Annotated in this window: 10 protein-coding genes; 7 read left to right on the forward strand and 3 right to left on the reverse strand. The window is 72.3% G+C overall.

Translation table 11 applies throughout. From position 1 onward, the window contains the following. Nucleotides 1–9: 9 nt before the first annotated feature. The 3 genes from OHS17_RS16000 to OHS17_RS16010 all read left to right on the forward strand — a co-directional run bounded on the left by OHS17_RS16000 (nucleotide 10) and on the right by OHS17_RS16010 (nucleotide 3,359). Entirely contained in the window at nucleotides 10–1,452 is a 1,443-nt protein-coding gene (locus tag OHS17_RS16000; RefSeq protein ID WP_330312721.1) for a flotillin family protein, read from the forward strand. A gap of 195 nt (nucleotides 1,453–1,647) precedes the next feature. Continuing rightward, nucleotides 1,648–2,118: a cation:proton antiporter regulatory subunit gene (locus OHS17_RS16005; RefSeq protein WP_018102023.1), complete on the forward strand. Its 471-nt coding sequence runs from the start codon at nucleotides 1,648–1,650 to the stop codon at nucleotides 2,116–2,118. 2 nt (nucleotides 2,119–2,120) lie between these two features. After that, nucleotides 2,121–3,359: a cation:proton antiporter gene (locus tag OHS17_RS16010; RefSeq protein WP_330312722.1), complete on the forward strand. Its 1,239-nt coding sequence runs from the start codon at nucleotides 2,121–2,123 to the stop codon at nucleotides 3,357–3,359. Between the two features lie 58 nt (nucleotides 3,360–3,417). Here OHS17_RS16010 and OHS17_RS16015 read toward each other — a convergent pair whose 3' ends face one another. Further along, nucleotides 3,418–3,963: a MarR family winged helix-turn-helix transcriptional regulator gene (locus tag OHS17_RS16015; RefSeq protein ID WP_330312723.1), complete on the reverse strand. Its 546-nt coding sequence runs from the start codon at nucleotides 3,961–3,963 to the stop codon at nucleotides 3,418–3,420. A gap of 131 nt (nucleotides 3,964–4,094) precedes the next feature. On the opposite strand from OHS17_RS16015, the gene OHS17_RS16020 reads away from it, so the two are divergent. Continuing rightward, nucleotides 4,095–4,607, forward strand: a complete 513-nt coding sequence (locus tag OHS17_RS16020; protein WP_330312724.1) for a nitroreductase family deazaflavin-dependent oxidoreductase — start codon at nucleotides 4,095–4,097, stop codon at nucleotides 4,605–4,607. Between the two features lie 4 nt (nucleotides 4,608–4,611). On the opposite strand, the gene OHS17_RS16025 is transcribed toward OHS17_RS16020, so the two are convergent. Next, complete coding sequence (locus tag OHS17_RS16025) at nucleotides 4,612–6,108, reverse strand: MFS transporter (protein ID WP_330312725.1); 1,497 nt, start codon at nucleotides 6,106–6,108, stop codon at nucleotides 4,612–4,614. Nucleotides 6,109–6,289: 181 nt separating this feature from the next. On the opposite strand from OHS17_RS16025, the gene OHS17_RS16030 reads away from it, so the two are divergent. Next, entirely contained in the window at nucleotides 6,290–8,509 is a 2,220-nt protein-coding gene (locus OHS17_RS16030; RefSeq protein ID WP_330312726.1) for a DUF7507 domain-containing protein, read from the forward strand. A gap of 62 nt (nucleotides 8,510–8,571) precedes the next feature. On the opposite strand, the gene OHS17_RS16035 is transcribed toward OHS17_RS16030, so the two are convergent. Beyond that, nucleotides 8,572–9,657, reverse strand: coding sequence for a PucR family transcriptional regulator (locus tag OHS17_RS16035; RefSeq protein ID WP_330312727.1), 1,086 nt, complete (start codon nucleotides 9,655–9,657; stop codon nucleotides 8,572–8,574). A 306-nt stretch (nucleotides 9,658–9,963) separates the two neighbouring features. On the opposite strand from OHS17_RS16035, the gene OHS17_RS16040 reads away from it, so the two are divergent. Both OHS17_RS16040 and OHS17_RS16045 read left to right on the forward strand, forming a co-directional pair. Further along, entirely contained in the window at nucleotides 9,964–10,608 is a 645-nt protein-coding gene (locus OHS17_RS16040) for a hypothetical protein (protein ID WP_161206942.1), read from the forward strand. A gap of 117 nt (nucleotides 10,609–10,725) precedes the next feature. Continuing rightward, a complete protein-coding gene (locus tag OHS17_RS16045; protein ID WP_330312728.1) occupies nucleotides 10,726–12,840 on the forward strand; it encodes a flotillin family protein in 2,115 nt (704 codons plus the stop codon). Nucleotides 12,841–13,098: the final 258 nt, after the last annotated feature.

Here is a 13,098-nt window from a genome sequence, read left to right on the forward strand (position 1 = left end):
GGAAACCGCATGAGTCCCGTAATGATCGCGATCGTCGGAGTCGTCGTACTCCTCTTCCTGCTCGCCCTCGCCGTGATCACCCGTTACAAGGTGGCCGGCCCCAGCCAGGCGTTCATCATCACCGGCCGCCGCGGCAAGAAGTCCGTCGACCCGGTGACCGGCCGGACCAGCATCGACAACAGCGGCCAGAAGGTCGTCGTCGGCGGCGGCGTCTTCGTCGTGCCGTTCGTCCAGCAGAAGTTCACCCTGGACCTGTCCAGCCGGCACATCCCGGTCGCCGTGCGCGGCGCCGTCACCCTGCGCGGCGTCAAGGCCCACCTCGAAGGCGTCGCGATCGTCAAGGTCGGCGGCAGCGAGGACTCCATCCGGGCCGCCGCCCAGCGCTTCCTGCGCCAGCAGGACGGCATCGTCGGCTTCACCCAGGAAGTGCTCTCCGGCGCGCTGCGCGCCATCGTCGGCCGGATGTCCGTCGAGGACATCATCCGCGACCGCGCCGCCTTCGCGAGCCAGGTGGCGGAGGAGGCCGAGGCCAGCCTGTCCGGCCAGGGCCTGATCCTGGACGCCTTCCAGATCCAGGACATCACCACCGAGGGCTCCTACCTGGAGGACCTGGGCCGCCCCGAGGCCGCCCGCGCCAAGCAGGAGGCCGACATCGCGGAGGCCATCGCCCGCCGCGCCTCGGAGCAGGCCCGCCTGAAGGCCGCCGAGGAGATCGCCATCGCCGAGCGGACCTTCTACCTGAAGCAGGCCGAGATCAAGGCGGAGACCGAGGCGGCCGCCGCCCAGGCCGACGCCGCGGGCCCGCTCGCCGAGGCCGCGCGCCGCCAGGAGATCCTGACCGAGCAGGAGAAGGTCGCCGAGCGCCAGGCCGCCCTGACCGACCGCGAGCTCGACACCAAGGTCCGCAAGCCCGCCGACGCCGCCCGCTACCAGGCCGAGCAGGAGGCGGAGGCCCGCCGCATCGCCCAGGTCAAGGAGGCCGAGGCGGCCGCCGAGCGCGCCCGGCTCACCGGTGAGGGCGAGAAGCTGCACCGCTCCGCGCTCGCCGAGGCGGTGCGCATCGAGGGTGAGGCGGAGGCCGCCGCCATCGCGGCGCGCGGTTCGGCCGAGGCCGAGGCCATGCAGAAGAAGGCCGACGCCTTCGCGCAGTACGGCGACGCGGCCGTGCTCCAGATGCTCGTCGAGGTGCTGCCCCAGGTCGTCGCCAAGGCCGCCGAGCCGTTGAGCGCGATCGACAAGATGACCGTCATCTCCACGGACGGGGCGAGCCGGCTGTCCCGTACGGTCACGGACAACGTCGCCCAGGGCATGGAGCTGCTGAGCTCCACCACCGGGGTCGACCTCGCCGCGCTGCTCCAGAACCTCAAGGGCGCGGTGCCGAAGCCGGCCGCCGCCGAGCCGGTCCCGGCGGCCTCGCCGGAGAAGAACGGGAAGATCGAGATCGGCGACTGATCCCCCGTACGAACAGACCCGCGTGCCCGGCCGGTTGCGCAACCGGCCGGGCATTCGTGTGCCGGGTCCCGGGGCACGACGGGCCGGTGGCCGGAAGTCGCCCCTCGGGGGTGCCGCATACCTCCGGATAAGGTAATGCGGGTCTAAAGAGATCACCAAGTGCCTCGCGCGTACCGCGCCCCTCGGGAGGAAGCCATGGGAACCCACCGCACCACGCTGCCCGGAGTCGGCGTCCAGTACGACTACACGACCGAGTCGGGGCAGCACATCTCCGTGGTGGTCCACCACGACGGGCGGCGGTTCATCGGCTTCTACGACCAGGACGACCCTGATTCGTGCCGGCTCTCCGTTCCCCTGACCCCACAGGAGGCGACGGGGCTCGCGCACCTCATCGACGCGGCGCCCATCGACGCCGTACGGACCGAGGGCATCGACCTGGTCACCGAGCACATCCCGCTCGGCACCCGCTCGCCGTACGGCGGCCGGCTGCTCGGCGACACCAAGGCGCGGACCCGGACCGGCGCCTCGATCGTGGCGGTGCTGCGCACCCACAGCGCGCACCCGTCACCCGGGCCGGACTTCCGGCTGGCCATCGGCGACACGCTCATCGCCGTCGGAACACGCGAGGGCGTCGACACGCTCTCCGAGATCATCGCGGAGGGCTGACCGTGCACGACACGACCGCACTGCTCATGGAGCTCGGCTCCGTCATCCTGGGACTCGGCATCATCGGGCGGTTCGCCGGCCGGATAGGACTCTCGCCGATCCCCCTCTACCTGCTGGCCGGACTGGCCTTCGGCGACGGCGGACTGCTGCCGCTCGGGGCCAGCGAGGAGTTCACCGCCGTCGGCGCCGAGATCGGCGTCATCCTGCTGCTGCTCCTGCTCGGCCTCGAATACAGCGCCTCCGAGCTGGTCACCAGCCTGAAGACGCAGTACCCGTCCGGCGCCGTGGACTTCGTGCTCAACGCGACCCCGGGCGCGGTCGCCGCGCTGCTGCTCGGCTGGGGCCCGGTCGGGGCCGTCGCGCTCGCCGGGGTCACCTGGATCTCCTCGTCCGGCGTGATCGCGAAGGTCCTCGCGGACCTGGGGCGCCTCGGCAACCGGGAGACACCGGTCATCCTCGGGGTGCTCGTCATCGAGGACCTGTCGATGGCGGTCTACCTGCCGCTGCTCACCGCGATGCTCGCGGGCGTCGGCCTCGCGGGCGGCAGCGTCGCCCTGCTGATCGCGCTCGGCACGGTCGGCTTCGTGCTCTATCTGGCGCTGCGGCACGGCCGCCTCATCAGCCGCGCGGTCTCCTCGGACAATCCGGAGATGCTGCTGCTCGTCGTGCTCGGCCTGACCGTCCTGGTCGCCGGGGTGGCCCAGCAGCTCCAGGTGTCGGCCGCCGTCGGCGCGTTCCTCGTCGGCATCGCGCTCTCCGGCGAGGTCGCGGAGGGTGCGCGCAAGCTGCTGACCCCGCTGCGGGACCTGTTCGCCGCCGTCTTCTTCGTGTTCTTCGGACTCTCCACCAACCCGGCCGAGATCCCGCCGGTGCTGCTGCCGGCCGCGCTGCTCGCGATCGTCACCGTCTTCACGAAGATCGGGACCGGCTGGTACGCGGCCCGGCGCGCCGGCATCGGACCGCGCGGGCGCTGGCGGGCGGGCGGCACGCTCGTCGCGCGCGGCGAGTTCTCCATCGTCATCGCGGGCCTGGCCGTGGCGACCGAGCCCCGCATCGGCCCCATCGCCACCGCGTACGTCCTGATCCTGGTCATCGTCGGCCCGCTCACCGCGCGCTGGACCCAGCCGGTGGTCGAGCGCGTCCAGAAGTGGCGCGGCAAGGACACGGCACCGGCGCCGGCCGCGGCGAGCGGTGAAGCGGTCCCGGCGGCCCGGGAAGAGGTCTCGGCGTCGACGGAGTGACCGCGAGGCGTGCGGGCGGCGGGTCCGGTGCCCGTGCCCGCCCCGGCCGCCGGGCCGGTTACGCCCCCGCCGGCAGGTCCGGCGTCCAGCCCAGCGGGTAGGCGTCGGTGCCCTCCGCGGGGGCCGCTGCCTCGCCGCCCGCGTCGGTGAACGCCCGCAGCGCGTCGATCAGCGCGGCGCGCTGCGCGGGCGCGATGCGCTCCACGATCGAGGCGACCTCCCGGCGGCGCCCGGCCGTGACCTCCTCCACCAGGCGGTGGCCCTCGGGCGTCACCCGCAGCACCGTCTCGCGGCGGTTGGCCGGGTTGACCTGACGCTCCGCGAGGCCCGCCGCGATCAGCCGGTCGAGCATCCGCATCGCGGTCGAGGGATTCACTCCAAGGCGCTCGGCGAGGGTGACGAGCTTGGCCTCCCCGTGCGTGGAGAGCACCACGAGCAGCCGGAACTGGGGCAGCGTCACCCGGTCCTCGACCGCCGCGAGCGACCGGGCAGACACCGCGACCAGCAGTCTCGACGCGGTCAGCACCGCGCGCGTCACCGCGTCGACATCGTCCCGGTCCGGTGCGGTCGGGGGGTCATCCGGTGCCTGTCCGTGCGCGGCCATGCCCCTTTTTACCGCGCCCCGGCCGCTTACTCGAACCGGCGGTCATCCGATACGCAAACGCCGCCCAACCGGTACCGGACCGACAGCGGCACGCGCTGGCACCAACCTTTGGATTGTGCAACGTTTGCATAGTGACGCACGAATCCGCGGCTTCGCCCGCTCCCCGGCGCCCGGACCCGCCGACCGGCTGGCGGCGCACCGCCTTCCGGCTGCCCGTCCACCTGTTCCGCATGGGGCTCGGGCCGCTCTTCCGGGGCCGGCTGCTGCTGCTCGTCCACACCGGCCGCGTCTCGGGCCTCCCCCGCCGGACGGCCGTCGAGGTCGTGGAGGCGGGCACCCACGAGGGCCGGGCCTGCTGGACCGTCGCCTCGGGCTTCGGCCCCGGCGCCGACTGGTTCCGCAACCTGGAGCGCACCCCGCACGCCACGGTCCAGGTCGGCCGCCGCTTCCACGCGGTCACCGCCCAGGTGCTGACCCCCGAGGAGGGCGGCGAGCTGATGGCGCGGTACGCACCCCGCCACCCCAGGGTCGCCCGCCGGCTCTGCGCGTACATGGGCTTCGAGGTGGACGGCGGTACGGAGGACTACCGGCGGGTGGGCGAGTCGATCCCGTTCGTCCGGCTCACGGAGGGCGCGCGGCGCTGACCCCTCACGCCCGCGCCGGTTCCTCCGCGAGGTGCGGGCGGGGTGCGCCGGGCCGGTAGAGGAACAGGGTGACGACGAGCCCGAGGGCGAAGAAGCCCGCGGACCACCAGTAGGCGGTGGAGTAGCTCTCCAGCTGGGCCTGGGCGACGACGGGCGGGGTCGGCCTGCGGCCCACCAGGTAGTTCGTGGCGGCGGTGGTCGCGAGGGTGTTCAGCAGGGCCGTGCCGATGGAGCCGCCGACCTGCTGGCTGGTGTTGACCATCGCCGAGGCCACCCCGGCGTCCCGCGGCCCGACCCCCGCGGTGGCCAGGTTCATCGCCGTGGCGAAGACGGCGCCGAGGCCGATGCCCAGGCAGAGCAGCGGCGGCAGCACATGGGCGGCGTAGCTGCTGTTCAGGTCCAGGGCGGTCAGCCACACCATCGCGGCGGCCGCGATGCCCATCCCGGTCGGGACGATCGGTTTCGCGCCGAACCGCAGCAGCAGCACATTCGTCGTCGTCACCGACGAGGCGATCATGCAGGCGACCATCGGGATGAAGGCGAGCCCGGTGGCGACCGGCGAATAGCCCAGGCCCTTCTGCAAGTAGTACGTGAGGAAGAGGAAGACGCCGAACATCCCGCCGCCGGAGATGAACATCGCGAGGAACGACGCCGCCCGGTCCCGGTCCAGCACCACCCGCATCGGCAGCAGCGGATGCGCCGCCCTGGTCTGCCACCACGCGAACGCCGCCACCAGCACCGCGCCCGCCACCAGGAACCCCCAGGTCAGCGGCGAACTCCAGGCGTGCGACTCGGCCTCCGAGAAGCCGTAGACGATGCAGAAGAGACCGGCCGAGACCAGCAGCGTCCCCGGGATGTCGAGCCGGGGCCGGTCCGTCGGCGCCCCCGCGGTCAGCAGCCGCCAGCCGCCGACGAAGGCCAGGAACGCGAAGAGCAGGTTGACGTAGAGGCACCAGCGCCAGTCCAGGTACTCGGTGAGCACCCCGCCGAGCAGCAGCCCCACCGCACCGCCCGCACCCGCGATGGCGCCGTAGATCCCGAACGCCTTGGCCCGCTCCTTGGGCACGGTGAACGTCGTGGTGAGCAGCGACAGCGCCGCCGGGGCCAGCAGCGCGCCGAACAGGCCCTGCAGGGCGCGGGCCAGCACCAGCACCTCGAAGCTCGGAGCGGCGCCGCCGATCGCGGAGGCGACCGCGAAGCCGACGAGGCCGGTCAGGAAGACCACCCGGCGGCCCACCAGGTCGGCGATGCGTCCGCCGAGCAGCAGCAGCGAACCGAAGGCGAGGGCGTACGCCGTGACGATCCACTGCCGGTTGCCGTCGCTGAAGCCGAGGTCCTGCTGGGCGGAGGGCAGCGCGATGTTCACGATCGTCGCGTCGAGCACCACCATCAGCTGGGCGAGGCCGATCACCCCGAGCACCCACCAGCGGTGCGCCGGGTGGTCCTCGCGGGGGTTCGCCCTGCGGGTTCCTGCTTCTCGGGGACCTGCTTCACGGGCCATGGGGCGGATCTCCCTCGCTGCGCACACCGCCGGAATCCCCCGGATGATCACGCTAGGCGGAGCCCGGCGCTCCCGCATGTGGAGCCGTTCGGACGGGCGGGTACGGCTGGCCGGGTGCTCGCGGCGGACACAGGACCCGCAATCAGTTCATCACACATAGTGACTGTTATCTGTGCTGTCCATGACCCGCAAACCACGCTCGTCACCGCTGGGCGGACCCGTACGGGCCCCACGGTTCGCCTCCGTCGCGGCGCTGGCCCTCGCCCTCGGCCTGGCCGGCCCCCTGGCCTCCACCGGGGAACTCGCCCACGCGCAGCCGCGCCAAGGCGGCTCCACCCTGCTCGATGAGACCTTCACCCAGGCCACGGCCCCGGAGTTCACCGGGGTCGGTTCTGCCTGCCTCACCGGAGCGCCCGGGGCCGACGCCCTGCCGGGACCCGGCAACCACCCCCTTGCGGGCTGCACGGTGGGCGTCGGCCCCGAACCGCCCAACGACGCCGCCCCGCGCGGCTATCTGCGGCTGACGGACTCCTCCAACGACCAGTCCGGTGCCGTCCTCTACAACCACGCGCTGCCCGCCGACGACGGCCTGGACGTCACCTTCGACCAGTGGCAGTACGGCACCACCACGGGCGCCATCGCCCCGGCCGACGGCATCTCGTTCTTCCTGGTCGACGGGGAGGCGGAGCTGACCCACCCCGGTGCGTTCGGCGGCAGCCTCGGATACGCGCAGAAGCTGCCCGACGACGATCCGAACGCCGACTTTCTCCCCGGGGTGGACCGCGGCTATCTGGGAGTCGGGCTCGACGTCCTCGGCAACTACTTCGGCGACTGGGAGCACCGGGGCAACGGCTGCCCGCCGAACCGGCGCTCGCCCGCGGGCACGGCGTTCCACGTGCCCGCACCCGGGCCGAACATGGTCACGCTGCGCGGCCCCGGCGACGGCATCGAGGGCTACTGCTTCCTCACCGCCACCACCAGCAACTTCTCCACCACCGGCCCCTGGCCGTCGACCCTCCCCGGCCAACTGCACGGGCCGACCACCGAGGTGTCGGGGGATCCCGTCCAGGCCGAGCAGGACCTCGAACCCTCGCGCCGCCGCGTGCACGTGGTGATCACCCCGGCGCCGGACCCGCAGGTCACCGTGTCCATCGACTTCAACGACGGCAACGGCTCCCGGCAGGTCCTCCAGACCGACGCTCCGGCCCCCGTACCGGCGACCTACAAGTTCGGATTCGCGGCCTCCACCGGTCTGTTCACGGACACCCACCTCATCCGCAATGTGACCGTGCGCACCGAACGGCCGCTGCCCCGGCTGAATCTCGTGAAGCAGGTCGTGCAGCCGCTGCCCGGTGACCTCACGGCCGGCACGCAGGTGCCGTACGAGTTCGTGGTCACCAACGCGGGAGGCACGACCATTGACGACCTCGCCGTCGACGACCCGAAGACCGGCCCGGTCGCCTGCCCGGTGACGAGCCTCGCCCCCGGTGAGACGGTCACCTGTACGGCGACGTACACGGTGACGCCCGCCGACGTCGCCAACGGCTCGATCGACAACACGGCCACGGCGACCGGGACATCGGGCGGTGAGACGGTCACCTCCCCGCCCTCGTCGGAGACGGTCCCGATCGAGCGGGCCCCGGGCATCTCGGTCGAGAAGCGGGTCGAGACCCCCGGCCCCTACGCGGTCGGGCAGACGGTCACCTACGCCTACACCGTCCGCAACACCGGCGGGGCGGAGCTGACCGACGTCGCCGTGCGGGACGACCACGTCACGGACATCACCTGTGCGTCGACCACGCTCGCCCCGGCGGAGGAGGCCGGTGACAGCACCACGTGCACCGGCACCTACACGATCACCGAGGCCGACGGCACGACCGGTTCCGTGACCAACACCGCCACGGCGATCGGTACGGCGGACGGGGAGACCGTCACCTCGCCGGAGACGTATCAGACCCTCCCCGTCGGGCAGCCCCATCTGACGCTGCACAAGAGGGTCGTCTCCGACGGCCCGTTCCAGGTCGGGTCCGACGTCCGCTACGCGTACACGGTGACCAACACCGGCAGCACCCGGCTGCACGACGTGCACGTGACGGACAACCGTGTCGCCGCGGTGGTCTGCGACGCGACCACGCTGGCGCCCGGGGCGAGCACCACCTGCCGCGGAACCTATCGGATCACCCCGGCCGACATCGACCTCTGCCGGAAGAGCGGCACCCGCGGCGGCGGTGGCAAGGACACCGTCACATGCCGGATCAACAACGTGGCCCAGGCCGGCGCCACCGACCCGCAGGGTGAGGAGATCGCGAGCGACACCGCCTCGGCCACGGTCACCGTCACGGTCAAGCCCAGGAAGTGCGGGTGTCACAAGCACGAGAAGAAGCACCACAGCGGCGGCTGACGCGCCCCGCGCCCCGACAGGCGCCGCCCCCTCCCGGGGCGGCGTCGTTCCCTGTGCCGGTCCTAGACGTCCTTGGTGGGCCAGTCGAGCAGCCGGGCGCCGATCACCGCGGTCTGGAGCGTGTAGCGGTGCTGGGGGTCCGCCGGGTCGGAGCCGGTCAGCTGGTGGATGCGTTCCAGCCGGTACGTGAGGGCCCGGACGCTCAGCGAGAGGCGGCGGGCGGTCTCGGCGGCGACACAGCCCGCGTCGAAGTACACCGACAGCGTCTTGAGGAGCGGTTCGGCACCGCCCCTGGCCTTCTGGAGCGGGCCGAGCTCGCTGCGTACGAGATCGGCCATGGCCTGCCGGTCCCGGGTCAGCACCGGGTAGACCAGCAGGTCGGCAGCGAACAGCACGGGGTCGTCCAGGTCCATCCGGTCCGCCAGGTCCAGCGCGTCGAGCGCCTCGTCGTACGACTGGACGACGCCGCCGGGGCCCCGGTGGGCGCGGCCGACGGCGACCCGGCCGCCGTCCGTCGCCGCGTGCGCCTGCTTCGCGAAGTAGCGCAGGACGTCGGGCTGGCTGCCGGGCGCGACGCACACCATGCGGCCGTCCTTCGTGGTGAGCAGGATCTTGCGCCCGCCGAACCGGGCCAGCATCGCCGACTCCACGTGCCGGGGCACCGCCTCCGTCTCGGTGTACGCCTCCGGGCCCGTCGCGACCGCCACGGCGTGGGCGCGCGAGAGGCGCAGCCCGAAACGGGTGGCCCGCTCGGCGAGCCGGCCGAGATCGCTGCGCCCGTACAGCAGGTCGTCGATGAACTCCCGTCTGGCGGCCTCCTCGCGGCGCACGGTGAGGCGCTGGGCGCGCTCGAAGCCGTCCGCGAAGGCGTCGACCGCCTGCTCCATGGCGGCCAGCACGCTGTCCGTGGCGGCGGCCACGGCAGCCGGAGTCGCACCGGGGGCGGGGGCGGGCCAGGCGGCGCGGGTCTCGGCGAGGTGCATGCGGACCAGGGCGCGGAGCTGGTGGCCGGCCTCGGCGGCCTCCCTGCCCAGCATGCGGCGGGAGTCCAGCTCCTCGCGGGTGAGCCGCCGGCCCGAGACGGCCACCTCCCCCAGTATCTGTGCGTAACCCTCCAGAAAACTGTCGGGAATCACCGGTTCCGCCACGCGTCCGCCTCCGTTTCCATTCCGTACCGTCACCAGCCCAACGCACGGGAGCCGGTGCCGGTGCCCGGCACCGGGGCGCGGCAAACGTTGCCGTGTTCCGGCAATGCGATCGGGCCGCCCAGGATGACACGATCCTGTCAGCACCAACCGGGGGACCAACGGGGGAAACACGGGGGTGCACGGGGGATCGGGGGAAGACCCGGCCGCCGTGGTGTCGTCGAGGGTGACACCGCGGCGCCGTGGTCCCCGACCGGTCCGCGCAGGCGCCGGCGACACCGCCGGCGGAACGGCAGGGGGTCGGTACCGATGCGGGAATTCCTGGACGCGACGCTGTCCTTCCCGGCCGTACTCTTCGCCGCCGCGCTGGTCGTCGTCATCGCCTTCTGGCTGCTCGTCCTGGTCGGCGCGGCCGACCACCACTCCTTCGACGCCGACCTGGACACCGATCTCGCGGGCGTCGGAGGCGTCCCGGTCACCGTCTCGGTGTCCCTGATGATCGCCGTCGGCTGGTTCTCCGCCCTGACCGGTTCGGTCCTGGTGCACCGCTCGGGCGCCGCCGGACCGCTGCGCGCCGTGCTGGCCTGCGCGGTGCTCGCCGGGGCGCTGCTGCTCGCCTGGGGCGCGGTACGGCTGCTCGTCCACCACTTCCGGCGCGTCTTCCCGGACCAGCCTCCGCCATCGCGCCAGGACTTCCTGGGCCGCGTCTGCACGATCCGTACCGGCTCGGTCTCCACGGACTTCGGCCAGGCCGAGGTCACCGCCGACGACGGGACCACCGCCACCGTCCAGGTGCGCCAACTGGAGCCCGTCGACGCGGAGCTGACCTCCGGCTGCGCCGGACTGCTGTACGCGTACGACGAGGCCGGGGAGTTCTTCTGGGTCTCGGCCTACGACAAGGCGCTCGACCCGGGTCCGCCGCACGGCCGTACGGCCTCCGGCCCCGCCGTCTGAGCCACCGCTCCCGCTCGGCGCGGTGTGCCCGTCCGGGCTGCCCGGACGCCGCGTGCCGCCGCGCCGTGTTTCACGTGAAACCGCTCATTTCCGCACCACCTGCCGCCAAGGACTGTCATGGATGCCATCTCCTTGGGCCTCGGCCTGCTCGTCGCCGTGGTCCTCCTCATCGCCGTAGCCGTTCTGCTGATCATCACCCGGCTCTTCCGCAAGGTGGAGCAGGGCAAGGCCCTGATCATCTCCAAGACCAAGAAGGTCGACGTGACCTTCACCGGTGCCGTCGTCCTGCCGGTGCTGCACAAGGCCGAGTCCATGGACATCTCGGTCAAGACCATCGAGATCCGGCGCACCGGGCGTGAGGGCCTGATCTGCCAGGACAACATCCGCGCCGACATCCACATCACGTTCTTCGTGCGGGTCAACAAGACCGTCGAGGACGTCAAGAAGGTCGCCCAGTCCATCGGCACCGTGCGCGCCAGCGACAAGGCCGCCATCCAGGAGTTCTTCGCCGCGAAGTTCTCCGAGGCACTGAAGACCGTCGGCAAGCAGCTGGACTTCGTGGACCTGTACACGAAGCGCGAGGAGTTCCGCGACCGGATCATCCGGGTCATCGGTACCGACCTGAACGGCTACCACCTGGACGACGCGGCGATCGACTTCCTGGAGCAGACCCCGATGGCGCAGCTCGACGGCGCCAACATCCTGGATGCCCAGGGCATCCGGAAGATCACCGAGCTGACCGCGATCGAGCACGTCCGCACCAACGAGTTCCAGCGCACCGAGCAGAAGGAGATCACCCGGCAGGACGTCGACGCCCGGGAGACCATCCTGGAGCTGGAGCGCCGGCAGGCCGAGGCGGAGATCAAGCAGCGTCGCGAGGTCGAGACGCTGCGGGCCCGCGAGGAGGCGGCGACCGCCCGGGTCCAGGAGGAGGAACGCCTGGGCGCCCAGGCCGCGTTCATCAAGACCGAGGAGCAGCTGGGCATCCAGCGGGAGAACCAGGCCCGGGAGATCGCCGTCGCGCAGAAGAACCGCGAGCGGGTCATCGCCGTGGAGAACGAGCGCATCGAGAAGGACCGGATGCTGGAGGTCATCGGGCGCGAGCGCGAGACCGAGCTGAACCGCATCGCCGCGACGAAGGAGGTCGAGGCGGAGCGCCGCGAGGTCGCCGACGTCATCCGCGAGCGCATCGCGGTGGACCGTACGGTCGCCGAGCAGGAGGAGTCCATCAAGACGCTGCGGTCCGTCGAGGAGTCCGAGCGCACCCGCAAGTCGGTCATCATCGCCGCCGAGGCGGAGGCGCAGGAGCGGCTGGTCAAGGACATCAAGGCGGCCGAGGCGGCGGAGGCCGCGGCCACCCACCGCGCCGCGGAGCAGCTGACGCTCGCCGAGGCCCGGCTGAAGACCGCCGACCTCGACGCGCAGGCCAAGCTGCGGCTCGCCGAGGGCATCCAGGCGGAGTCGGCGGCGCCCGGCCTCGCGGACGTCCAGGTGCGGGACGCGGAGGCGGAGGTGATCGAGAAGACGGGGCTCGCCGAGGCCGAGGCCACGTCCGCGCGGCTCAAGGCGGAGGCCGAGGGTGCCCGTCTCAAGGCCCTCGCGGACGCGGAGGGTACGCAGGCGCAGGCGTCGGCCGACGCGGCGATGATCGGCGAGAAGCTGAAGGCGGAGGCCGCGGGCCTCACGGAGAAGGCGGCCGCGATGGCGGCGCTGGACGACGCGTCGCGGGGGCACGAGGAGTACCGGCTGCGGCTGGCCGCCGAGAAGGAGATCCGGCTCGCCGGTCTGGACGTGCAGCGGCAGGTCGCCGAGGCGCAGGCGACGGTCCTGGCCACGGGCCTGGAGAACGCCGACATCGACATCGTCGGCGGCGAGTCGGTCTTCTTCGACCGGCTGGTCTCGTCCATCTCGATGGGCAAGAGCCTGGACGGCTTCGTGGGGAACTCCGACACGGCGAAGGCGCTGGCCGGTCCGTGGCTGAACGGCGAGTCCTCGTTCACGGAGGACCTGACACGGGTGCTGTCCTCGGTCTCCACGGGCGACGTCCAGAACCTGACGGTGTCGGCGCTGCTGATGCGGCTGATGGCCGCGCCGGGGGCCGGGGTCGGTGCGGACCAGGTCCGCGCGCTGCTGGACCACGCGAAGTCGCTGGGCCTGGCGGACGTCCCGCTCAGCGCCTTGGCCCCGGCGGGCCTGAACGGTACGCCGGTGCCTGAGGGATCCGTGGCCTGAACGCCCCACCCAGCCCCGTCCGTCCTCAAACGCCGGACGGGCTGGTTGGGGCCGGGCGGGGTTTTCAAGCCCCCGCCCGACGGTCACTTCCAGTCCACCCGGCGACCTCCCAAGCCCGTCCGGCGTTTGAGGACGCCTGAACAGCACGCCCGATCCGGCCCGCGGATCAAACGAAGCCCGTCCGGCGTTTGAGGACACCCGGACGGCAAGTCCAAACCCGTCCGGCGATTGAAGGCACCGCCGCAAGCCGCACCGCAA

The sequence above is a fragment of the Streptomyces sp. NBC_00523 genome (assembly GCF_036346615.1).
Classification (GTDB): Bacteria; Actinomycetota; Actinomycetes; order Streptomycetales; family Streptomycetaceae; genus Streptomyces.